The sequence below is a fragment of the Bradyrhizobium liaoningense genome (assembly GCF_018130825.1).
Lineage (GTDB): Bacteria > Pseudomonadota > Alphaproteobacteria > Rhizobiales > Xanthobacteraceae > Bradyrhizobium > Bradyrhizobium liaoningense_B.
On the sequence record NZ_JAFCJS010000009.1, the window covers coordinates 135,500 to 155,734 of the forward strand.

At 65.8% G+C, this 20,235-nt stretch carries 24 protein-coding genes; 11 read left to right on the forward strand and 13 right to left on the reverse strand.

The features are described 5' to 3' along the window. Positions 1 to 16: 16 nt before the first annotated feature. Genes JQ603_RS31680 through JQ603_RS31690 form a run of 3 tightly spaced genes read left to right on the forward strand, consistent with a single transcriptional unit; the run spans position 17 to position 3,054 of the window. Entirely contained in the window at positions 17 to 1,216 is a 1,200-nt protein-coding gene (locus JQ603_RS31680) for a mandelate racemase/muconate lactonizing enzyme family protein (RefSeq protein ID WP_212345744.1), read from the forward strand. Positions 1,217 to 1,228: 12 nt separating this feature from the next. Continuing rightward, entirely contained in the window at positions 1,229 to 1,996 is a 768-nt protein-coding gene (locus JQ603_RS31685; RefSeq protein ID WP_212345747.1) for an SDR family oxidoreductase, read from the forward strand. A 26-nt stretch (positions 1,997 to 2,022) separates the two neighbouring features. Continuing rightward, a complete protein-coding gene (locus JQ603_RS31690; RefSeq protein ID WP_212345750.1) occupies positions 2,023 to 3,054 on the forward strand; it encodes an L-idonate 5-dehydrogenase in 1,032 nt (343 codons plus the stop codon). Here JQ603_RS31690 and JQ603_RS31695 read toward each other — a convergent pair. Then, complete coding sequence (locus tag JQ603_RS31695; RefSeq protein WP_212345752.1) at positions 3,051 to 3,917, reverse strand: DUF3280 domain-containing protein; 867 nt, start codon at positions 3,915 to 3,917, stop codon at positions 3,051 to 3,053. The two genes, JQ603_RS31690 and JQ603_RS31695, sit on opposite strands and share 4 nt — an antisense overlap. A gap of 189 nt (positions 3,918 to 4,106) precedes the next feature. On the opposite strand from JQ603_RS31695, the gene JQ603_RS31700 reads away from it, so the two are divergent. Continuing rightward, positions 4,107 to 5,492, forward strand: a complete 1,386-nt coding sequence (locus JQ603_RS31700; RefSeq protein WP_212345754.1) for a sensor histidine kinase — start codon at positions 4,107 to 4,109, stop codon at positions 5,490 to 5,492. After that, the gene (locus JQ603_RS31705; RefSeq protein ID WP_183245131.1) at positions 5,489 to 6,151 is read left to right on the forward strand and encodes a response regulator; all 663 of its coding nucleotides are present in this window, start codon (positions 5,489 to 5,491) and stop codon (positions 6,149 to 6,151) included. Before JQ603_RS31700 ends, JQ603_RS31705 begins: the two co-directional genes overlap by 4 nt. A 4-nt stretch (positions 6,152 to 6,155) precedes the next feature. Here JQ603_RS31705 and JQ603_RS31710 read toward each other — a convergent pair whose 3' ends face one another. The 3 genes from JQ603_RS31710 to JQ603_RS31720 all read right to left on the reverse strand — a co-directional run bounded on the left by JQ603_RS31710 (position 6,156) and on the right by JQ603_RS31720 (position 8,079). Next, positions 6,156 to 6,998 carry a hypothetical protein gene (locus tag JQ603_RS31710; protein WP_212345756.1) on the reverse strand — a complete coding sequence of 281 codons (843 nt, stop codon included), beginning with the start codon at positions 6,996 to 6,998 and terminating at the stop codon, positions 6,156 to 6,158. A gap of 206 nt (positions 6,999 to 7,204) precedes the next feature. Beyond that, positions 7,205 to 7,696, reverse strand: a complete 492-nt coding sequence (locus JQ603_RS31715; protein WP_212345758.1) for an SRPBCC family protein — start codon at positions 7,694 to 7,696, stop codon at positions 7,205 to 7,207. Beyond that, positions 7,693 to 8,079, reverse strand: a complete 387-nt coding sequence (locus tag JQ603_RS31720) for an ArsR/SmtB family transcription factor (RefSeq protein WP_212345759.1) — start codon at positions 8,077 to 8,079, stop codon at positions 7,693 to 7,695. The genes JQ603_RS31715 and JQ603_RS31720 overlap by 4 nt, the downstream gene beginning before the upstream one ends. Before the next feature lie 284 nt (positions 8,080 to 8,363). Here JQ603_RS31720 and JQ603_RS31725 point away from each other — a divergent pair, with 284 nt between their 5' ends. Further along, positions 8,364 to 9,425 carry a serine hydrolase gene (locus tag JQ603_RS31725; RefSeq protein ID WP_212345762.1) on the forward strand — a complete coding sequence of 354 codons (1,062 nt, stop codon included), beginning with the start codon at positions 8,364 to 8,366 and terminating at the stop codon, positions 9,423 to 9,425. Between the two features lie 66 nt (positions 9,426 to 9,491). On the opposite strand, the gene JQ603_RS31730 is transcribed toward JQ603_RS31725, so the two are convergent. After that, positions 9,492 to 10,325, reverse strand: a complete 834-nt coding sequence (locus JQ603_RS31730; RefSeq protein WP_212345765.1) for an outer membrane protein — start codon at positions 10,323 to 10,325, stop codon at positions 9,492 to 9,494. Positions 10,326 to 10,592: 267 nt separating this feature from the next. Continuing rightward, positions 10,593 to 11,297 carry an SDR family oxidoreductase gene (locus JQ603_RS31735; RefSeq protein WP_212345769.1) on the reverse strand — a complete coding sequence of 235 codons (705 nt, stop codon included), beginning with the start codon at positions 11,295 to 11,297 and terminating at the stop codon, positions 10,593 to 10,595. A gap of 102 nt (positions 11,298 to 11,399) precedes the next feature. Here JQ603_RS31735 and JQ603_RS31740 point away from each other — a divergent pair, with 102 nt between their 5' ends. Then, positions 11,400 to 12,239: a GNAT family N-acetyltransferase gene (locus tag JQ603_RS31740; RefSeq protein WP_212345772.1), complete on the forward strand. Its 840-nt coding sequence runs from the start codon at positions 11,400 to 11,402 to the stop codon at positions 12,237 to 12,239. Positions 12,240 to 12,245: 6 nt separating this feature from the next. Here the strand turns inward: JQ603_RS31740 and JQ603_RS31745 are convergent, their stop codons facing one another. Further along, positions 12,246 to 12,707 carry a hypothetical protein gene (locus JQ603_RS31745; RefSeq protein WP_212345775.1) on the reverse strand — a complete coding sequence of 154 codons (462 nt, stop codon included), beginning with the start codon at positions 12,705 to 12,707 and terminating at the stop codon, positions 12,246 to 12,248. A gap of 280 nt (positions 12,708 to 12,987) precedes the next feature. On the opposite strand from JQ603_RS31745, the gene JQ603_RS31750 reads away from it, so the two are divergent. Beyond that, positions 12,988 to 13,272 (forward strand): hypothetical protein, encoded by a 285-nt coding sequence (locus tag JQ603_RS31750; protein WP_212345778.1) that lies wholly within the window; start codon positions 12,988 to 12,990, stop codon positions 13,270 to 13,272. Between the two features lie 55 nt (positions 13,273 to 13,327). On the opposite strand, the gene JQ603_RS31755 is transcribed toward JQ603_RS31750, so the two are convergent. The 6 genes from JQ603_RS31755 to JQ603_RS31780 form a co-directional block, all read right to left on the reverse strand. Next, positions 13,328 to 13,612, reverse strand: coding sequence for a hypothetical protein (locus tag JQ603_RS31755; protein ID WP_212345780.1), 285 nt, complete (start codon positions 13,610 to 13,612; stop codon positions 13,328 to 13,330). Positions 13,613 to 13,624: 12 nt separating this feature from the next. Continuing rightward, on the reverse strand, positions 13,625 to 14,089 hold the full coding sequence (locus JQ603_RS31760; RefSeq protein ID WP_212345782.1) for a curlin: 465 nt from the start codon (positions 14,087 to 14,089) through the stop codon (positions 13,625 to 13,627). 42 nt (positions 14,090 to 14,131) lie between these two features. After that, positions 14,132 to 14,542, reverse strand: a complete 411-nt coding sequence (locus JQ603_RS31765) for a curlin (protein ID WP_212345784.1) — start codon at positions 14,540 to 14,542, stop codon at positions 14,132 to 14,134. Positions 14,543 to 14,568: 26 nt separating this feature from the next. Next, positions 14,569 to 14,961 (reverse strand): curlin, encoded by a 393-nt coding sequence (locus JQ603_RS31770; RefSeq protein ID WP_212345786.1) that lies wholly within the window; start codon positions 14,959 to 14,961, stop codon positions 14,569 to 14,571. 65 nt (positions 14,962 to 15,026) lie between these two features. Further along, positions 15,027 to 15,428 carry a curlin subunit CsgB gene (locus tag JQ603_RS31775; RefSeq protein ID WP_212345788.1) on the reverse strand — a complete coding sequence of 134 codons (402 nt, stop codon included), beginning with the start codon at positions 15,426 to 15,428 and terminating at the stop codon, positions 15,027 to 15,029. A gap of 177 nt (positions 15,429 to 15,605) precedes the next feature. Next, positions 15,606 to 16,301 carry a response regulator transcription factor gene (locus tag JQ603_RS31780; RefSeq protein WP_433996665.1) on the reverse strand — a complete coding sequence of 232 codons (696 nt, stop codon included), beginning with the start codon at positions 16,299 to 16,301 and terminating at the stop codon, positions 15,606 to 15,608. 551 nt (positions 16,302 to 16,852) lie between these two features. Here JQ603_RS31780 and JQ603_RS31785 point away from each other — a divergent pair. Genes JQ603_RS31785 through JQ603_RS31795 form a run of 3 tightly spaced genes read left to right on the forward strand, consistent with a single transcriptional unit; the run spans position 16,853 to position 20,222 of the window. Continuing rightward, positions 16,853 to 18,283, forward strand: coding sequence for an efflux RND transporter periplasmic adaptor subunit (locus JQ603_RS31785; protein ID WP_212345793.1), 1,431 nt, complete (start codon positions 16,853 to 16,855; stop codon positions 18,281 to 18,283). Next, positions 18,280 to 19,002, forward strand: a complete 723-nt coding sequence (locus tag JQ603_RS31790; RefSeq protein ID WP_212345796.1) for an ABC transporter ATP-binding protein — start codon at positions 18,280 to 18,282, stop codon at positions 19,000 to 19,002. The genes JQ603_RS31785 and JQ603_RS31790 overlap by 4 nt, the downstream gene beginning before the upstream one ends. Continuing rightward, entirely contained in the window at positions 18,999 to 20,222 is a 1,224-nt protein-coding gene (locus JQ603_RS31795; RefSeq protein ID WP_212345799.1) for an ABC transporter permease, read from the forward strand. Before JQ603_RS31790 ends, JQ603_RS31795 begins: the two co-directional genes overlap by 4 nt. Positions 20,223 to 20,235 lie beyond the last annotated feature (13 nt).

The following is a 20,235-nucleotide window of genomic DNA, read 5'->3' on the forward strand; positions in this document are numbered from 1 at the left end:
TGGGAGGAGAGTTGCTGTGAAGATCACGTCGATCGAGACGCTGCGTACCGAGGAATTTTCCAACGTCATCTGGGTGCGTATCCACACCGACACTGGTCTGATCGGTCTCGGCGAGACCTTCTACGGCGCGGGCGCGGTCGAGGCGCAGATCCACGACACCTTTGCCGGCCGCCTGCTCGGCCGCAATCCGCTGCACATCGAGGCGATCCATCGCGACATGCTGAACCTGCCGATGGCGCAGTCCTCAACCGGCGTCGAATATCGCGCGGCCTCCGCGATCGACATCGCGCTGTGGGACCTGTTCGGCAAGGTCTGCAATCAGCCGGTGCACCAGATGCTCGGCGGCCTCTGCCGCGACAAGCAGCGCATCTACAACACCTGCGCCGGCACGCAATATGTCCGCTCGACCAATATCAGCCCGGTCGCGAACTGGAATCTCGGCGCGTCCAAAGGTCCCTACGAAGATCTCGACGGCTTCATGAACCACGCCGATGCGCTGGCCGAAAGCCTGCTCGAAAGCGGCATCTCGGCCATGAAGATCTGGCCGTTCGATCCGGCGGCGCAGGAAAACAAGGGCCTCTACATCACGGCCGCGCAGATGAAGAAGGCGATCGAGCCGTTCGAAAAGATCCGCAAGGCCGTCGGCGACAAGATGGAGATCATGGTCGAGCTCCACTCGCTGTGGAATCTGCCGACCGCCAAGCAGATCGCCCGCGCGCTCGAGCCCTACAAGCCGACCTGGTACGAAGACCCGATCCGGATGAACTCGCCGCAGGCGCTGGCCGAATATGCCCGCTCCACCGACGTCTGGGTCTGCGCCAGCGAGACGCTGGGCTCGCGCTTCCCCTACAAGGACATGCTCGACCGCGACGCCATGCATGTGGTGATGGCGGACCTGTGCTGGACCGGCGGCCTCACCGAGGGCCGCAAGATCGCGGCGATGGCCGAGACCTATCACCGGCCTTTTGCTCCTCATGACTGTATTGGCCCGATCGGCTTCATCGCGGCCATCCACATGTCGTTCAGCCAGCCCAACACCTTGATCCAGGAATCCGTACGCGCCTTCTACAAGGGCTGGTACAATGAGCTCGTCACCACGATGCCCGTGATCAAGGACGGCTATGTCTTCCCGATGGAAGGCCCCGGCCTTGGCGTCGACCTTCTGCCTGCTGTCTTCGAGCGCACCGATCTCACCGTGCGCCGCTCCAACGTCTGAGGATTTTTTGAGATGAGCACCGCCCTGTTCGACCTTTCCGGCCGCACCGCACTCGTGACCGGCTCCTCCCGCGGCCTCGGCCGCGCCATCGCCGAGGGCATGGCCAAGGCCGGCGCCAAGATCATCATCAACGGCGTCGATCCCAAGCGCGTCGAGCAGGCCGTCGCAGAATTTCGCGCCGCCGGCCATCAGGCCGAGGGCGCAGCGTTCAACGTCACCGACGAGCCGGCGATCGTTGCCGCCTTCGAGCGTTTCGACCGCGAAGGCCTCGCGGTCGACATCCTCGTCAACAATGCCGGCATCCAGCACCGCAAGCCGCTGGCGGAGTTCACCACCGACGAATGGCGCAAGGTCATCGAGACCGATCTCACCAGCGCCTTCGTGATCGGGCGCGAGGCCGGCAAGCGCATGATCCCGCGCAAGCGTGGCAAGATCATCAATATCGGCTCGCTCGGCAGCGAGCTCGCGCGCCCCACCATCGCGCCCTACACCGCCGCCAAGGGCGGCATCAAGAACCTGACCCGCTCGATGGCGGTGGAATGGGCCCAGCACGGCATCCAGGCCAATGCGATCGGTCCGGGCTACATGCTCACCGACATGAACGAGGCGCTGGTCAACAACCCCGATTTCAACAACTGGCTGATGGGCCGCATTCCCTCCAAGCGCTGGGGCAAGCCGGACGAGCTGGTCGGCGCGGCGATCTTCCTCGCTTCTGATGCGTCCACCTATGTCAACGGCCAGATCATCTATGTCGATGGCGGCATGATCGCCGCGATGTGACCGCCAAGACAACGAAGGAGCAAGCCATGCGCGCCGTCGTCATTCACGCCCCAAAGGATTTGCGGATCGACAGCTACCCCGATCCGGCGCCCGGCCCCGGCGAGGTCCGCGTCAAGATCGCCAATGGCGGCATCTGCGGCTCCGATCTGCACTACTATCATCATGGCGGCTTCGGCGTCGTGAGGATCCAGCAGCCGATGGCGCTGGGGCACGAGATCGCCGGCGTCGTCGCCGCAGTCGGTGACGGCGTGACCAGCGTGAAGGCCGGCACCCGCGTTGCGGTCAATCCGAGCAAGCCGTGCGGGGCGTGCCTGCATTGCCAGGAAGGCATGCGCAACCAGTGCCTCGACATGCGCTTCCTCGGCAGCGCGATGCGCTTTCCCCATGTGCAGGGCGGATTTCGCGAGTTCATCACGGTCGATGCGACGCAGGCCGTGCCGATCGCCGACAGGCTTTCGCTCGCGGAAGCGGCGGTCGCCGAACCGCTCGCGGTGTGCCTGCATGCCGGCAAGCAGGCCGGTCCCCTGCTCGGCAAGCGCGTGCTGATCACCGGCTGCGGCCCGATCGGCGCGCTGATGATTTTGGTCTCGCGCTTTGGCGGTGCGTCCGAGATCGTTGTCACCGATGTCGCCGATGCGCCGCTCGCGGTTGCCAAAAAGCTCGGCGCCACGCATGCCATCAACGTCGCGACCAATGCCACCGCGCTCGATCCCTGGCGCGCCGGCAAGGGCGTGTTCGACACGCTGTTCGAGGCCTCCGGCAACCAGGCAGCGCTGCGCACCGCGCTCGACGTGCTCAGGCCCGGTGCGACACTGGTGCAGCTCGGCCTCGGCGGCGAGATGACGCTGCCGATCAATTCCATCGTCGCCAAGGAATTGCAGCTGCGCGGCACCTTCCGCTTCGATCCCGAGTTCGAGCTGGCGGTGCGGCTGATGGGCGAAGGCCTGATCGACGTCAAGCCGCTGATCACGGCGACCATGCCGTTCGAGAACGCGGTCGCCGCCTTCGAACTCGCCAGCGACCGTTCGCAGTCGATGAAGGTGCAGCTGACCTTCTAGGGTTTTGCCTGGCTCTCGATCAGCCGGTCGCTGACCAGGCGGACCGCACCCCGCTTCCACGAATAGTCTGCGCCCATGCGCAGGCCGCTGTCGCCGCGCGCCAGCACCGCACCGGTGTTGGCATCGCGGAGCTGGAAGCCCAGCGTGTATTCGGTGCGGCTGACCCGCCGCACCACACCGATCAGCGACTGGTCCGCACCGAGCTTTTGCGCGATCGCGGCCTCGCAGCCGCCACAGTCGCGCAAGGCCTGCACCTTCCCCGCCTCGCCGCTGACATCGACGACGCGATAGCGGCCGGACTGGCCGAGCGCCTCGCGCACACCGGCGGTGACTTCGGCCAGATATGACGCATCCGACGTGGCCGACGCGCCCGCTGACGCGGCAGTGGTGTCCTCGAGCTCGAAATCGAACACCGCCAGCGCGACTGGCGCGGGCGTAGCGAGCGCGGCCATCACTTCGCGGGAGACGAAGATCTCGGCGCGCTCCCAGGATTCATCATTGTCGCCGCGGAAGGTGTAGAGCTTGTCCATCACGAGCTTCTTGGCGCCAACGTCGATCACGGCGACCTTGGCCCATTGCACCAGCGTGCTGGTCTTCTGGATGCCGCCGATGACCTTGAACGCTGCTCCGTCCTGGGCCGATGGCGTCAGCCGGTAGCGACCATCCGCGCTGACATCCCGCCGGAGCGCAGCCATGAACGCCGACAGCCGCCGCTCGTGGGCTGCGGTCTGGTTGGCCGGCTCGGCCGACGTGTCGGTATAGCTGAAATCGTCCATGGCAACGCCGATGGCCTCGGCACCGGCCGGCGCATGAGAGAGGACGAACAGGAGAATGGCAGCGAGAATCAACCGGGAGCGGTGCATGAATGCCTCGTGGGATGGAACGGCGCGTAAATCTTGACGGGGGAGCCTGAGACCACGCAGCCGTGACTGTCCCGACCAACGCCGGGAAAATTTCACGACGTTGCACTGCGGCACGGCGGGAACGCTTCCCGCCGCCTGCGTTCTGCCGTTTAATGCGCAAGCGACAAACCCGTTCGCATCAGGTGCCCGATGTGGAACCGTCCGAGATTCGATCTCAAGGTCCGTCTGACGTTGCACGTGGCCGCCATATCGGCCGCCTGCTTCGCCGCGATCTCCGCCTATTTCCTTGTCACGGCTGACCGCGCCGCGCATGCGCGCAGCGACAGCATCGCCGCCATCGTGGCGAAATCACTGGAGCTGCAGCAAGGCAAGGTCCAGTGGGTGGCGAACCCGCGCTCCGACTTTCCTAACCTTGATCCGGTTTCCGCCTACGTCATGACGCCCGGCCTGTGCCTGGGCTTCCGTGGCCCCGGCGGCGACATGCAACAGCGCTTCTGCAGCGGCGCGCCGGCCCCGGCCAAACCGCCGCCGCAGGTCTTCGCCGCCTTCTACCGCAGCCTGTTCGACCCCGGCCGCGAGGCGGCGCGGCCCGTGATCGTGCGCGGCACCAAGCTCGGCGAGACCGTGGTGTCGGTCGATCCGGCGGTGCAGACGGCGGAGGCCTGGCACGAGGCCGGCCGCTTGATGCTCGCGCTCGCGATCGCATTGCCGCTGCTCTGCGTGCTGGTCTACGCGGCACTGGCGCGCGCACTGCGCCCGACCCGCATGATCCGGACCGGTCTCGAACGCATCGCCGCCGGCGACCTCACGACACGACTGCCGCCCTTCGACCTCGCCGAGCTCTCCGCCATCCGCGACGTCTTCAACCATCTCGCTGAAAGCCTCGACACCGCGCTTGCCGAGCGCAGCGAGCTGACGCGAAAGCTGATCGCGCTCCAGGACGAGGAGCGCCGCCATCTCGCCCGCGAGCTGCATGACGAGTTCGGCCAGTCGCTGGCCGCCATCCGCGCGCTGGCATCGTCGGCCCGCCAAACCGCCGCGCAGGACTGCCCGGCCCTGCTGTCCGAATGCGACGGCATTTCGCGGACCGCAACCGGCATGATGGAGACGCTGCGCGGTGCACTGTTCCGGCTGCGGCCGCCCGATGTCGAGGAGCTCGGGCTCGTCGCCAGCCTCGAAGGGCTCGTCGCCGGCTGGAACGGACGCAGCCGCGGCCAGACGCGATTTTCGATCCGTTTCGACGGCGCATTCGAGACCCTGCCGGCCGCGGTCAGCGCCAACCTCTACCGCATCGTGCAGGAGGCCCTCACCAACGCCGCCAAGCACGCCGGCGCCACCAGGGTGAGCCTGGAATTGACGATGCGACCCGATGAGATCGCGCTTGCGATCGACGATGACGGACGGTCGAACGAGCCCGCCGCGAAATCGGGCATGGGCCTGCTCGGCATGCGCGAGCGCGTCGCCGCGCTGCGCGGCCGGCTGAGTTTTGAAGCCGGGCCGAACGGCGGCACTGCGCTGCGCGTCGTCATTCCGCTCGAAGCCGCCGATCGGCAGCTATTGGATCACGCGGCATGAGTGCGGGCGATGCGACCATCCTGCTGGTCGACGACCATTCCGTCGTCCGCGAGGGCTATCGCTCGGTGCTCGAGAAGCAGCCGGGCCTGCGTGTCGTCGCAGAAGCCTCTGACGGCGCGGAGGCCTACCGGCTGTACAAATCCGAGGCGCCCGATCTCGTCATCATGGACCTGAGCATGCCCGGCATCGGCGGCATCGAGGCCGTCAGACGCATCCGGCAACGGGACAAGGGTGCAAAGATCCTCGTCTTCACCATGCATCAGAATGCCGGCTTCGCCGTGCAGGCGATCCGCGCCGGCGCCAGGGGCTATGTCACCAAGACCAGCCCGCCCGAGACGCTGGTGCGCGCGGTGATGGACGTGCTCGCCGGCAGGATCGCGATCAGTCCCGACATCGACCACGAGCTTGCCCTGAGCCGGCTCGCCGGCGAGAGCTCGGCGGCCGACGTGCTGACGCCGCGCGAGTTCGAGGTGCTGCGGCTGCTGCTCGCCGAGAGGACGACCGACGAGATCGCGGAGACGCTGCATGTCAGCCCGAAGACGGTGGCGAACCTGCATTCCCTGATCAAGGACAAGCTCGGCGTCGGCTCCGACATCGAGCTGGTCCGCCTGGCGCTGCGCCAGGGACTTTTGACGCAAGTCGATCTCGGCGAAGCGTGATCGCTCAGGCGAGATACCGCGTCAGATAGCCTTCCATCGCGTAGAGCGCGCAGAGCGCAAGGCTCGACCAGACGGCTGCACTGAAATACAGGAACATCCAGGTCAGCTCGCCCTTCCAGTGCGCGATGTCGTGGGTCACCACCCATCGCGTCGAGACGTCATGCAGGCCTTCGAGGAAGCCGAGGAACTTGTTGCCCTCGGCGTGCCCTGCCCGCCAGCGGCTGAGATACATCGGCACGTCGACGGTGACGAGGAAGGCGAGGAAGCAGGCGATCCCGACGATGCCTGACATCAGCGCCCAGCGCACCACGCCCTGGAATTCCGGCATCAGCCGGCATAGCGCGATGCCCGCGAGGAAGAAGGTCACCGCCCACAGCGAGTTCTCGATGGCGTTGTAGAGGAAGTTCGTGGTCACCACCGCGTACCAGGAGAAGCACTCCGCGATGATGATGATGGGCACGATCACGAGCGCGATGTTCACCGCGGTTTCCGCGCCGGTCATGTGACCCAGCTGATGCAGGATGATCGCCCATTGCGCGACGAAGCAGAGCTCGGCCACGGTCGCAACGGTGCGGCCGACGACGACGCTCGACAGCCAGGTGTCGAACAGGCAGATGCGTTGCACGTCGGCGCGCGGCAGCACCGAACGAAAGGCGCAGCCGAACACGTAGCCGGCGCAGAGCAGGAACATCAGTCCGATGTCGGAGCCGCCGCCGATACTACCCGCAACCGTCGGGTAGAACTCCCGGTACAGCATGAACCAGACGAAAATGTTGGCAGTACTGACGAGCGTCAGCGACCCCCACCACCACGCGAGGGGATTTGACCGCGCCTGCCACTGCAACATGATGAATCGCTCCGCTTTAAATCGACGTGACATCTAGCGGTAGCAATTCTGTCATAATTCAGTAGCGCGACGCGATAGAAATCGATGTCATGATACTGTCATAATAGCGCTGCGCGCTGTCATAATCGCGAAAGCGGCCGCGCTCCCTCCGTTTCAAATTGATTCCAGGGACACCTATCCGGAGCCCCTGGGATCATGAGGGGGACTTATCTCTTCATCCCACCCACATACGCCGCCAGCTTGTCCAGCGTCTGGTAGCCGTATTCGACCGCGCCGAAGCCGATCATGCCGTCGCGCTGCTCGGTGCTCGAAGCCAGTTGCCGCATCATCAGCACCGTCTTGCCGTTGCTCTGCTCGGCAAAGGTGACGGTGAAGCGGAACATGCCGGGATCGTCGTCCTGGTCGACACCGTGGTCCATCTCCATCAGCGACGGCCGCTCGATACGGCGGAAGCGCATCCGGTTCGGATAGACGGTGCCGTCGGGACCGATCATGTTGAAGCGCCAGACGCCGCCGACGCGGACGTCGATCTCGAAGGTCTCGACCTTGAAGCCCTTCGGCCCGAACCATTGCGGCAGATGCTTCGGGTCGGACCACGCCTCGAACACCAGATCGCGCGGCGCGTCGATCACGCGCGACATCACGATCTCGCGGTCGAGCGACCATTGCGACAGGGCGGGATTGGCAGAATTCGTCATGACTCGGCACCTTTCTTTTTCATTGTCCGCGACGGCTGCTTGGCGGCCGCCCTCTCCTTCTTCAGCTTCATCACATAGGCCTCGAACCGGTCGAGCCGCGCCTCCCAGATCGCGCGCTGCTGCTGGAACCAGTCTTCCGCGCCGACAAGTGCGTCCGGGCTAAGCCGGCAGGTGCGCACCCGGCCGGATTTCTCGGATTGGACCAGCCCGCTCGTCTCCAGCACGTGGATATGTTTCATGAAGCTCGGCAGCGCCATGTCGAAGGGATCCGCGAGCTCGCCGACCGAAGCCTCGCCGGCGCACAGCCGCATCACGATCGCCCGCCGCGTGGGATCGGCAAGGGCCGCGAAGACCTGGTCGAGTCGGTTCAATTGGTTAGCCATGAAGCTAACTATAAGACCTTGAGCGATGGGTGTCAACAATTGTTAGCTGATCGGCTAAGTTACACCTCGTGCCCTCGATGCGGAACCCACAACGCGCAATCGTGAATTGGGACCTTGCGCCCTCCCCGCTAGAACAGAGTCGGGGGCGCACAAGCATCAATCATCAAGAGCACGTGCCGCCTATTGTCATCTCATCTTCGATCACCCGGCGAACGCTCGCCCGGGCTGCGCTCGTTCCTCTTGCGATCGCGCTTCGCCCGCGGCAGGCATCCGCGGATTCCGACATGATCGCGCAGATGCGCGACATCGTCGCCGCCGAGCTGGCGCCGACCGCAACGCCAGATCATCCGGGCGGCCTCGCCGCCGCGCTCTATGCCGGCCGCCATGTCGAGTTCTTCATCTATGGCTTTGCCGACGACGCCACACGACGGCCGGTGACGCCGGACACGATGTTCAACCTCGCCTCGCTGCGCAAGCCGTTCGAGGCGACGCTGGTCGCGCTCGGGACGCTTCGCGGCGAGCTGCGGCTCGACGACCGCCTGCAAAAATACCTTCCCGAGCTCGATGGCGACTATATCCGCCGCGTCACTGTCGGCGAGCTCGTCACCCACACCTCGGGGCTGCTGCTGCCGACCGATCATCCGCCCTGGCCGAGCGAGCAGTTCACACGGGCGCAGTTCATCGAGATGCTCAACGCCTGGAAACCGCAGGCTGGCGAGCAGCCCGGCAAGCAACGCATCTACAGCCATGCCGGCTACGTGCTGCTCCAGCTCGTGCTCGAAAATTGCTACCGCACGCCGATCGCAACGCTATTCGAGCAGCGCATCCTCAAACCGCTCGGCATGACCGCCACCTTCGTGCCCGAGCGTGGCGAGGACAACCGCGCCGTCATGGAGGCGGCCTGGATGCAGCGCGTGGTCCAGGGCTATTCGGATCAGGGCATAGCGATCGGCCCGATCGGCAACCAGCAGAGCTATTTTGACCTTCCCGGCACCGGCCAGATGTTCTCGTCTGCGCGGGATCTTTCGACCTTCGTTGCGGCCTGTCTCGACGGCCACTCGGTCGATCCGCATTTGCGCGAGGCGCTGCGGATGACGCAGCGCGAGTCATTCCGCGTCGACGAGAAGTTCGGGCAAGGCATGGCCTGGGAGACCGTGCGCCTGCCCGGCGTCACCGTCGTCGACAAGCCGGGCGGCCTCAACAACGCCTCCGGCTATCTCGGCCTCGTGCCGGCGCGGCGGATCGGCATCGTGCTGCTCGCCAATCGCGGCGAATATCCGCACGAGATCGCGCGCTACAAGATCCTGCCCGCGCTGGCGCATCTGGTCGCATCGCACGGCGGCTGAGCTCAAAAGCAGAAAGCCCCGGCTCGGCCGGGGCTTTCCACACCAGATCCGCAAGCGGGATGGAGCTCAGTACCTGGCGACGACGGGTCCGCCGAACTTGTAGTTCACGCCGACGCGCACGATGTCCGACTTGATGTCGACTGAGTGGGTGTAGACGTTGCTCGGGAATGCGATGGCCGGCACGAAGGCCGCAAGGTTCGTGCTGGTCGTGCTGGCCCGGCCGAGATCGACATGGAGATATTCGGCCTTGAGCGACCAGCCGCCGCCGAACGCATATTCGGTGCCGACGCCTGCGGTCCAGCCGACGCGCGTATCGCGGACCGCCGCAGATTCCGTCGCGCCCGCGAAGGTGTCCGTGAAGTTGAAATTGCCCTTCACCTCGGCGATGGCCGCACCGCCCGTGGCATAGAGCAGCCAGGTCGGAGCCGCGAGGAAGCCGATACGGCCGCGGATGGTCGCGAGCCAGTCGGCCGAGACGGACGACGACACCGTAAAGCCGGTCGGCGCGCAGCAGGGATAGAGCGCCGAGCCGCTCGCACTGCCCTTGAAGCCGAAATAGTTGATGTCGCCCTCGAGGCCGAGCACGGCGTGGTTGATCTGCCAGTTGTAGCCAGCGGTGAAGCCGCCGGTGACGCTGGAGCTGTTGACGCTTTGGGCGCCGACCGTGTTGATCGCGGGGACGCTGGTGGTGGCGAAATAGCCGGTCGGCGAGAATACGGTCGAGGTGGTGGGATCGGCGCTGCCCCACTGCCCGCCGACGGTGCCGCCGACATAGAAGCCGGTCCAGTCGTAGCCCTGCGCCATCACCGGCGCCTTGGTGTAGCGCGCCGCGAGGTCGGCGGCCTGCACGGAGGCGGTGCCGAGCACAAGCGATGCGACCGCCAGCAAAATCTTCTTCATTCCAGTCTCCATTCCCCCACGCGATCGATCTCGCGTTTTCGATGCGCGCCGGCGGGAGCCATCCGGCGCAGATGGGGAATAGGCGGAGCACCGCCCGCGCGTCTCGGCCTGTTGCGCAGTTCGTAGGGACTGTGACGCAATCAGTGACTTATCGCGCAAGTCGCGTGACGAGTGTGACCTGAGCGCCACGCATCGCGCCTGCCGCAGTGACGCGCGATGCAAATCGTCGGCGCGCCACGACAAGTGCGAGCGAATCCGCGCGCGGCCTCAGACCGAGCGCGTCAGTCCGCCATCGACGCGGATGTTCTGGCCGGTGATGTAGGCAGCGCCGTCGGATGCCAGGAACGAGATCGTCGCGGCGATCTCCTCGACCTTGCCGTAGCGCTGCATCGGCACGCTGTCGCGGCGCGCGTCCTGCTGCGGCAGGCTGTCGATCCACCCCGGCAGCACGTTGTTCATGCGGATGTTGTCGGCCGCATGGGCGTCGGTGAAGATCTTCGTGAAGGCGGCAAGGCCTGCGCGGAACACCGCGGAGGTCGGAAACATCGCGCTCGGCTCGAATGCCCATGCGGTCGAGATGTTGATGATGGCGCCGGCCTTCTGCGCCTGCATCACCGGCGTCACCAGCCGGGTCGGACGGATCACATTGAGCAGATAGGTGTCGAGGCCGGTGTGCCACTGCTCGTCGGTGATCTCCGTGATCGGCGCGCGCGGCCCGTGCCCCGCGCTGTTGACGAGCACGTCGATGCGGCCCCATTTGGCCAGCGCCCCGTCGACGAGACGCTTCAGATCGTCATTCGACTTGTTGGAGCCGGTGACGCCGAGGCCGCCGAGCTCGGCCGCCAGCGCCTCGCCCTTGCCGGAGGACGACAGGATCGCGACGCGGAAGCCGTCCGCCGCCAGACGCCGCGCAGCGCCCGCTCCCATGCCGCTGCCGCCGGCGGTGACGAGTGCGACCTTCTCTGCTGCCATGACCGTTCATCCCTTGAGTTGAGGCGAGCCGCAGGCCCGGCCTATCATGAGGCCTTCTACCGCCGGACCTGCCGGCTGGTCCACCGTCCGAAGGCATCCGTCATGAGCGAATTGCAGATCCGCAACCTGCGCCCGGAGGAGATTTCCCTCGCCATCGACTGGGCCGCCGCCGAAGGCTGGAATCCGGGCCTGTCGGATGCCGCCTGCTTCGCGGTTCCCGACGCGCAAGGCTTCCTCGTCGGCGAGATCGGCGGCGAGCCGGTCGCGACCGTCTCCTGCGTCAATTACGATGACCGTTTTGCCTTCCTCGGCTTCTACATCGTGCGCGCCGACCTTCGCGGCGCAGGCCACGGCCTGCGGATCTGGAACGCGGCGATCGCGCATGCAGGCCGCCGCGTGATCGGCCTCGACGGCGTCGTGGCCCAGCAGGACAACTACAAGAAGTCCGGCTTCCAGCTTGCTTACGCCAACATCCGCTATGGCGGCATCGTCGCCGCGCCGAAGCCGCCCGCCGGTGTCGTTGCACTCGATACGGTCCCGCTTGGGCTTGTGGAGGCGGACGATGCCACGGTGTTTCCCGCGGCACGCAGCGCCTTCCTGCGCGCCTGGCTTGAGACATCAGGCCATGTCGGCCGCGCGCTCATGCGTGACGGCAAGCTCGCCGCATGGGGCGTGATCCGCCCGTGCCGGAGCGGCTGCAAGATCGGCCCGCTCGTCGCCGACGACCGCGCGGCGGCGGACACGATCATGCAGGCCTTGCTGGCGGGTGCGGGCGGCGGCGAAATCTTCCTCGATGTCCCCGCCGTCAATGGCGAGGCGATCGCGCTCGCGGAAGGACTCGGCCTCAAGCCGGTGTTCGAGACGGCGCGGATGTACACGGGGCCGATCCCGCCGCTGCGGATCGACCGCGTCTTCGGCGTGACCAGCTTCGAGTTAGGCTAGCTCTGCTCAGTAGCAGCGCATGATGTTGACGGTGTGCTCGCCGCCGCCGCGGCCGGGCACCGTCACCTGCTCCGTCGGGCAGCTCGGCACATAGGGCCGGTCGGACGGCACCACGTTGGGCGGGAAGCGATGCGCCCAGTCCCAGGGGACGTCATAGGTGTAGGTGTAGCGCACGTCGTTCGAGGGCGGCTGCGCGGCATCGAGGAAGGGCTGGCTGTAGGTCGCACCATCGTAGAAGAACCCGCCTCCGCCCGGCCAGTAGACGAAGGGATTGTTGCGGCGGTGGAAGCGCGCCCCAGGCGCGATCGGCGGACGCGCAGCAGCCGGCGGCACGGCGGCGCCGGCCACGCCATGCGGCGCGGCAGCGCCGGGTCTGGCAAAACTGTCGCTGGGGCTGAGGAGCAGCGCGCCTGCGCTGAGCGAGGCAAATAGCGCCGCAAGGGATCTGCCATGTGATCTGGACATCATGATACGCACCAACTCGTTTGGCTTCGCGATAGCTCCCCACTGCACGCTAGGCCGGGCCGTCGGCCCGCCGCAAACGTATTATTAATTATTGGTTAAGGCACGGGATTAACGGGGAACCCGGTGCGGCAAGACGCCCCTCGATTTCCGGCGATTTCGACCGCTCCGTTCCTCGGCATGCCATTCATAACGAGTTGATCGGAGTTGATCGCTCCCACCCGATACGTCCGGAACGCGCCCTTGCCGCGGTTGTTGGCCCCGACAGGAAAGCAAGGAGCATCTCATGCAGAACAAGTCAAAACTCCTCTGCCTGATCACGGCATCGCTCGTCGCCGGCACAGCCGCGGCATCGGCGCAGGGCTATGATTGGAGCGGGCCGCGGGCCGGCTGGGACCGCACCGCCCCCGCCTATGAACCCGTTCAACCGCGCGCGTATTACTACCCGGATGCCACCGGGCCATATGGCGCGCTCAACGGCACCAACCATCCGACGCCGAGCTCGACCCAGGGCGATGTCGGTCCCGGCGGAAACAACAACGGTACGCTGACCGGCCGATATCGCTGGTAGCCTCACCGGACAACGAGGCCCGTCGTCCTTGCGAGGGCGGCGGGCCTTTTCTGTGTCAATGCTCCTGCAGCTGCTTGCGCAGCCACTCGAGCATGTCAGGCGAAGCTCCGGTGCCCTGGGTCACGATGGCGGTGTTTCCGCCGCTGCGGCGATAGACCGTCGTGCGCCCGGGCTCCTTCTCGATCCTGACCTCGGCCTGCGCCGGATCGCCGCTTTGCGTGATGACCGAGGTCCCGTTCTCGTCCTGCACCACCGTGGTGTGACCGTCGGCAGCACCGGCCGGCGCCGCCGCGATCACGCTCATGATTCCTATTCCGGATGCGAGTAGCAGCAATCTCATGTCACACCTCCGTCACCGGCCGAACTGGAAGATCGCCAGCCAGTTGAAACGTCCGAACTGCCTCACCGCTCCCGTGTTCATGTCGCCGGTCTGAAGCAGGAGCGTATTGGTGGAATTGCCGATCTGGGTGATGTCGGCGGTGTTGCTGAGGCCGGACTGACCGACCGCCGCGTTGGTGGTGCCGCCGACCTGGATCACATTGGCATAGTTCTGCGTACCGTTCTGGATGATGGTCGCATCCACCGTTCCGGTCCCGCCGAACTGGATCACCCGGGCGATATTGATCCGGCTGTTCTCCTCGATCGTGACGGGCTGAGCGTCGTTGCCGAATTGCACGACCATCTCGACGCTGACGTTCGGGTTCGTCACGCGGCGCAGGACGGATGATGCGGCCGACGCCTGCGTCGACGTAGCGACGGCGGCCAGCAACGCCGCAACCGCCGCAACCCGCTTCAACACGTCCCTGCCATACCGCATCGCGCTTCCCCGCTGCTTCCAACGCCGATCAGCTCGCGCGCTTTACGGATGGGTCTGGACGACGGTCGAACTGTTGACCGCGCCGAATTGCATCACCGCACCCGTGTTCATGGCCCCGAGCTGCGACACCAGGCTGGTCGCCGACTGGCCGGCCTGGCCGACGAAGGCGAGATTGTTCGTCCCGGTCTGCCCGACCGATGCCGAATTCGTCCCGCCGAATTGCAGCACGCCGGTGGCGTTGTTGGTGCCGTTCTGGGTCACTGTCGCGCTGGTGCTGCCGCCGATCATGAACACGCCCGCCATGTTGAGCTGACTGTTCTGGTTCAGCACGACCGGCGGTCCGCCGACCGACACGATGGTCTTGATGTCGGCCGTCTGGGCGCGGGCCGACCCGGCGCCGGCCAGGCACAAAGCGAGCATCACGGCGCCCGCGCTTCGCAATGGATGTTTCATGACGTGCCTCACCACTTCGGAAGTGCTCACGGGGTCTGCTGAAGTATTGTCGAGCCGTTCAGGATTCCGAGCTGCCCGACGCCGGCCGTGTTGTTGGCGCCGATCTGGCCGATCAGGCTCGAATTGGAGCCGCCGACCTGGCCGGCCAGCGCCGTGTTGGACGCTGTCGCGGTGGTGCCGCCCTGCCCGATCACCGAGGTGTTGACGGTCAGCAGCGAGCCCGTCTGCAAGGTCGTCGCCGTATTGGTCGCGCCGAACTGCAACGTCGTGGCGCTGTTGCTGGTTGACCCGCTCTGCGAGATGAAGGAGTTGTTGGTTGTGCCGAACTGCAGCACGCTCGCCGAGTTGCCGGCCTGGGCTTCGACGGCAGTGAGCGCACCAAGCGCCGCGACCGTCGCAACGAGATAGGTGATCCGCATGTCATTTCCTCCAGAATGGCCCGGACGCACCGCAACCGGATGCGTCCGGCCAAACAGTACGTGGGTCAGTGCGCCGTCTGCGAGACGGAGCTGCCGTTGACGCCGAACACGCTGAGCTGGCCGACGGCCGCGGAGTTGTTCTGGAGCGCGGCAGGCCCGAACGAGTTCTGGGTGATCGCGCTGCCGTTGTTGCCGAACGCCACCTGGCCGGTGGTTGCCGAGTTCTGCACGCCGATCTGGTTGACCGTGCTGGCGTTGTTAAGCGAGGCCGCGCTGGTCCCCTGCATCGTGGTCGCGTTGTTCACGATGCCGAGCTGGCTGGTCGTGGAAGTGTCATTGGTGAGGCCTTGCTGCGAGACGCTCGAACCGTTCACGAGGCCGACCTGCACCGTGGTCGCGGTGTTGGCGGCGTGAGCTGCGGAGGACAGGGCGAGCACGGCAACGGAAGCAAAAAACAATTTACGCATGGAGTATTCCTTTCTGGCCAAGTTGTCTGACTGGGTTCGGATGCCGGTCCTGAATGCGACTGACATCGTGGGAATACTCTGAACCGATCGTGTGCCGCGCGACAGACTGCAGTTCATGCTAGTCGGTACGGACTAGACGTTGCGCTTGTGTCCGCTCGAAAGCCGCACGATGCGCGGCTAGCCCGCACCGGCGCGCGGCGCTTCCGCTCCGCGTCCCATGCTGTCGATCAACCGCACCACCTCGATCGGCGACCGCAGCTCGAGCTTTCGCATCATCCGGGCACGATGGACCTTCGCGGTCACCTCGCTCACGCCGAGCTTTGCTGCGATCTGCTTGGCGACGAGCCCCTCGGCCATCAGCATCATGATCTCGCGCTCGCGACTCGTCAGCATCTCGACGCGCTGCCGGGCCTCGCGGACGGCATCCTCGCGCTCCATCCGCCTGCGATCGCGCTCGATGCCGTGCCTGATCGCGTCGAGCATCTCCTGCTCGCGAAAGGGCTTCGGCAGAAACTCGACCGCGCCGCGCTTCATCGCCTCGACCGAAACACGGACATCGGGGTAACCGCTGATGAAGACGATCGGAATGAACACGCCCTTCTCGATGAGCCGGCGCTGCAGCTCGAGACCGGTCGGCGATGTCCCGGGAAAGCGAACGTCGAGCACGAGGCACGACGGCCCTTCGGAGAGCCTCTCGGCAAGGAACTCGTCGGTCGACGCGAACAACTTCACCTGGTGACCGGTCTCCTCACAGAGATTTCCAATCGCATTTCGAATCTGGATTTCGTCGTCAACGACATAAACGGTGGCTTGACCTGAATTCATTGCAACAAACTCCCCGGCTTGGGGCTCGACGGGCGAGCAACGAGCCATCCATTCTTCTTGCAAACGATAACAAGGTGCTTGGATGAATTCGCGGGAATCGGACGATCGGTGTCCGTCCGCCGGTTCGACGTCTTAGGGCCAATGCTCGCCGGAAGCGAGTGAAGGCGTTCACACATCGGCTTCGTGATTGCAGGGACTTCCGCCTGGTCACAGGCGGCATCATTGCGAGGCGCATGATCGCTGACGTGACGATCCGGTATCGTGGTCGCAGCCTCGCCAACTGCGTCATGGCATTGCTACCCATGTGCGAGCTTGAACGCCGGCCACCGGCAGCTTCAGCCGGATCATACCGGACGTTCAGTCAGCTTATCGAGTTCGATACCGCGCGCATCGTATCGATACGACGGGTATGCATTTTCGGCAAATCACGAAACGTCGCACCTGCGGATTTTACTTCTGGATGATGCCGCGCACCCGACCGTCGCCCCGGCGAGGACGACATACAGACATTCGATACTACCTTAGATAATTTACAACCATAGCGAGCTTGCCACTTTTTCCCGATTCCCCGAAGCCATTTTAATTAGGCGAGTTCTGATATGCGATTTGTGCCAGCAATTGCCTTGCTCGGAACTGCATGCGGCCTTGCTGCGATCTACGCCGCGGCGCCGACCGTCGTCGCCGGCGCCGCCGGGAGCGCGGCAGACAAGGCGGCTCACGCCTATGACCAGACCAGGCGGCTGCTCGTACCCGGCGCCCGCGAACCGTCGACCTTCGGGTCGGACGCGCCCGTGTTCCGCTATGCCGCGATCCAGCGCGGCAGCATCGAACAGACCGTCACCGTCACCGGCGCCCTGCAGCCGGTCAAGACGATCGAAGTGGGTTCCCAGCTGTCCGGGCAGCTCGCCCGCGTCTATGTCGACTTCAACGACACCGTCGCCAGGGACCAGCCGCTCGCGCTGATCGATCCGCGCAGCTTCGCGGCCAAGGTCGACGAAGCCAGGGCTTCGCTCGCGGTCGCCAATTCCCTGGTCGACATCGCGCGCGCCAAGCTCGATCGCGCCAAGATCGATCTGCAGAACGCCAAGGGCAGCCGCGACGTGCTCGCCGCCAAGCTCGAGAGCGCCCAGGCGGTCAAGACCTCGGCCCAGAAGACCCTGCAGCGCAAGTTGGCGCTGCAGTCGCAGAACGTGGTGGCAACGACGACGGTCGACGACGCCCAGACCGAGTTCACGGCGCGTCTCGCCCAGGAGCGCGAGGCGGAGGTCCTGATGTCTCTCAACTCCTACTCGGTGGATGGGGCGCAGGCCGATGTCCGCCGCATCGAAGCCGAGCTGCAGCAGGCGCGCATGGCGGTGCCGGAGAAGGCGGCCGTTCTCGCCGCGGCCCAGGCCGATCTCGACCGCACCGTGATCCGTTCGCCGATCGACGGCGTCGTCGTCGGCAGGTTCGTCAACGAGGGCCAGACGCTCGCGGTCGGGCTGGAGTCGCGCACCACCTTCGTCGTCGCCCACCGCCTCGAAGACATGGAGATCCATGCGCAGGTCGATGAAGCCGATATCGGGCGCATCGCCCCCGGTCAACGCGCCCATTTCACTGTCGATGCCTACCCCGACCGCCGCTTCGAGGCCGTGGTGCGGCAGGTGCGCAAGGCGCCGCAGACCCAGCAGCACGTCGTCACCTACACCGTCGTGCTGTCGACCTCCAATCTCGACGGCGCGCTGCTGCCCGGCATGACCGCCCTGGTGAAGATCGTGATCGAACGGCAGGACGACGTGCTCAAAGTGCCGCTCGCGGCGCTGCGTTTCCAGCCGTCCGGCACGCGGCCGGACTCAGGCAGCGCGCACAGCGGCGTGTGGGTACGGACCGCCAGCGGCTCGCTCCAGCGCATCGCCGTGACGGTCGGCGCGGCCGGCACCGAGCAGGTCGCGCTCAAGAGCGGCGATCTCGTCGAGGGCAGCCAGGTCGCCGTCGGCCAGGCGATCCGGCCGGCGGGCATGGAGTTCCTCGGAATCAGGTTCGGATCATGACCGCCCTGCCCCTCATCAGCCTCCGCTCCGTGTCCAGGACCTATCGCACCGACGGAATAGCAGTGACCGCGGTGCGCAACGTCAGCTTCGACATCGCGCAAGGCGAGATCGTCGCCGTGATGGGACCGTCGGGCTCGGGCAAGTCGACGCTGATGAACATGATCGGGCTGCTCGACCTGCCGAGCGAGGGCACGGTCCATTTGGAGGGCGCCAACGTCGCCGAGCTCTCGGAAGACCGCCGCTCGTGGCTGCGCGCCCGCAGCATCGGCTTCGTGTTCCAGTCGTACAACCTGCTCGCGCGCCACAATGCGATCGAGAACGTCGCGCTGCCGCTGGTCTATTGCGGCATCAACCGCAAGGAACGTCTGGCCAGAGCCGAGCAGAGCCTCCAGGCCGTCGGCATGCTGCACCGGGCCCATCACTTCCCGCGGCAGCTCTCCGGCGGCGAGCAGCAGCGCGTCGCGATCGCGCGCGCGCTGATCGCCTCCCCGCTGATCGTGCTCGCCGACGAGCCGACCGGCGCGCTCGACAGCCGGACCGGCGCCGAGATCCTGGCGTTGTTCGCAGCCCTCAACCGGAGCGGCCAGACCATCGTGATGATCACGCATGATCCCAGCATCGCGACGCAGTGCCGGCGCACGATCCGCCTGCATGACGGCGAGCTCGTCAGTGACGAGACGGTCGCGGAGCTGCTGCCGAGACGGAGCGCTGCGTCATGACGATGCTCCAGGGATTTCAGATCGCCTTGCACGCCCTGCGCCTCAACCCGCTGCGCAGCTTCCTCACCATGCTCGGCATCGTGATCGGCGTCGCCTCCATCGTGACCGTGTTCGCGATCGGCTCCGGTGCACAGCTTCGCCTGCAGGAACAGATCCGCTCGATCGGCGCCAACGTGCTGATGATCACACCGGGCGCGGTCTACCAGGGCGGCGTGCGCCTCAAGGACGGCAGCAAGCTGACGATGACCGAGGGCGACGTGCAGGCCATCCTCGAGCAGATTCCGGAGATCCAGGCCGCCGCCGGCTCGCTTGCCGGGACGGCGCAGGTCATCCACGAGGGCAAGAACTGGAACACCACGATCAACGGCACGACCACCGGCCACTTCATGGTGCGCGACTGGCAGCTCGCCTCAGGGCGCTATTTTTCCGGCGCGGAAGAGTCGGGCGCCGGCAAGGTCGTGATCCTCGGCAGCACCGTCGCGCGCGAGCTGTTCGCGCCGGGCGACGATCCCATCGGCGCGCAGATCAGGATCATGAAGGTGCCGCTCGAGGTGGTCGGCGTGCTCGATCGCAAGGGCCCGGCGCAGGACGACGTCGCCTTCGTGCCGCTCAGCACCGCCAAGCTCCGCTTCCTCGGCAGTGCGAGCAACATCAACCGGGATTCGGTCGCCTACATCATCGCCAAGGTGGCCGCGGACGGTCAGATGGCGGGCGCACGATCGGAGATCGAAAGCCTGCTGCGGCAGCGGCACCGCGTCCCGGCCGGCCAGGAGGACGACTTCAAGGTCCAGGATCCGGCCGCCGCCATGGAAGCGCAGCAGGGCGCGATCCGCACCGTGGCGCTCCTGCTCGTCGCCATCGCCTCGGTCTCGCTGCTCGTCGGCGGCATCAGCATCATGAACGTGATGATCGTGTCCGTCACCGAGCGCACGCGGGAGATCGGAATCCGCCGCGCGCTCGGCGGACGGATGCGGGACATCCGCCTGCAGTTTCTCTGCGAGGCCCTCGTGCTCTGCCTTCTCGGCGGTGCCATCGGCGTCGCCGGAGGCATCACGCTCTCGATGACGGTCGCCCGCATGGCCGGATGGGTCACTTCGATCGACGGTGAGGCGATCGGCCTCGCCCTCGCCTTCTCGATCGTGACCGGCCTCATCTTCGGGTTTTATCCAGCCCACAAGGCATCCAGGCTCAGTCCGATCGAGGCGCTGAAGACGGAGTGAGACGATGCCGGGG

Coding starts and splice junctions, on each gene's coding strand:
- JQ603_RS31760 (WP_212345782.1), bottom strand. CDS start 14,089: ATGCGGTATGGCAGGGACGTGTTGAAGCGGGTTGCGGCGGTTGCGGCG.
- JQ603_RS31770 (WP_212345786.1), bottom strand. CDS start 14,961: ATGCGGATCACCTATCTCGTTGCGACGGTCGCGGCGCTTGGTGCGCTC.
- JQ603_RS31790 (WP_212345796.1), top strand. CDS start 18,280: ATGACCGCCCTGCCCCTCATCAGCCTCCGCTCCGTGTCCAGGACCTAT.
- JQ603_RS31750 (WP_212345778.1), top strand. CDS start 12,988: ATGCAGAACAAGTCAAAACTCCTCTGCCTGATCACGGCATCGCTCGTC.
- JQ603_RS31780 (WP_433996665.1), bottom strand. CDS start 16,301: ATGGCTCGTTGCTCGCCCGTCGAGCCCCAAGCCGGGGAGTTTGTTGCA.
- JQ603_RS31740 (WP_212345772.1), top strand. CDS start 11,400: ATGAGCGAATTGCAGATCCGCAACCTGCGCCCGGAGGAGATTTCCCTC.
- JQ603_RS31720 (WP_212345759.1), bottom strand. CDS start 8,079: ATGGCTAACCAATTGAACCGACTCGACCAGGTCTTCGCGGCCCTTGCC.
- JQ603_RS31705 (WP_183245131.1), top strand. CDS start 5,489: ATGAGTGCGGGCGATGCGACCATCCTGCTGGTCGACGACCATTCCGTC.
- JQ603_RS31730 (WP_212345765.1), bottom strand. CDS start 10,325: ATGAAGAAGATTTTGCTGGCGGTCGCATCGCTTGTGCTCGGCACCGCC.
- JQ603_RS31710 (WP_212345756.1), bottom strand. CDS start 6,998: ATGTTGCAGTGGCAGGCGCGGTCAAATCCCCTCGCGTGGTGGTGGGGG.
- JQ603_RS31745 (WP_212345775.1), bottom strand. CDS start 12,707: ATGATGTCCAGATCACATGGCAGATCCCTTGCGGCGCTATTTGCCTCG.
- JQ603_RS31695 (WP_212345752.1), bottom strand. CDS start 3,917: ATGCACCGCTCCCGGTTGATTCTCGCTGCCATTCTCCTGTTCGTCCTC.
- JQ603_RS31715 (WP_212345758.1), bottom strand. CDS start 7,696: ATGACGAATTCTGCCAATCCCGCCCTGTCGCAATGGTCGCTCGACCGC.
- JQ603_RS31765 (WP_212345784.1), bottom strand. CDS start 14,542: ATGAAACATCCATTGCGAAGCGCGGGCGCCGTGATGCTCGCTTTGTGC.
- JQ603_RS31785 (WP_212345793.1), top strand. CDS start 16,853: ATGCGATTTGTGCCAGCAATTGCCTTGCTCGGAACTGCATGCGGCCTT.
- JQ603_RS31700 (WP_212345754.1), top strand. CDS start 4,107: ATGTGGAACCGTCCGAGATTCGATCTCAAGGTCCGTCTGACGTTGCAC.
- JQ603_RS31755 (WP_212345780.1), bottom strand. CDS start 13,612: ATGAGATTGCTGCTACTCGCATCCGGAATAGGAATCATGAGCGTGATC.
- JQ603_RS31690 (WP_212345750.1), top strand. CDS start 2,023: ATGCGCGCCGTCGTCATTCACGCCCCAAAGGATTTGCGGATCGACAGC.
- JQ603_RS31775 (WP_212345788.1), bottom strand. CDS start 15,428: ATGCGTAAATTGTTTTTTGCTTCCGTTGCCGTGCTCGCCCTGTCCTCC.
- JQ603_RS31725 (WP_212345762.1), top strand. CDS start 8,364: ATGATCGCGCAGATGCGCGACATCGTCGCCGCCGAGCTGGCGCCGACC.
- JQ603_RS31795 (WP_212345799.1), top strand. CDS start 18,999: ATGACGATGCTCCAGGGATTTCAGATCGCCTTGCACGCCCTGCGCCTC.
- JQ603_RS31735 (WP_212345769.1), bottom strand. CDS start 11,297: ATGGCAGCAGAGAAGGTCGCACTCGTCACCGCCGGCGGCAGCGGCATG.
- JQ603_RS31685 (WP_212345747.1), top strand. CDS start 1,229: ATGAGCACCGCCCTGTTCGACCTTTCCGGCCGCACCGCACTCGTGACC.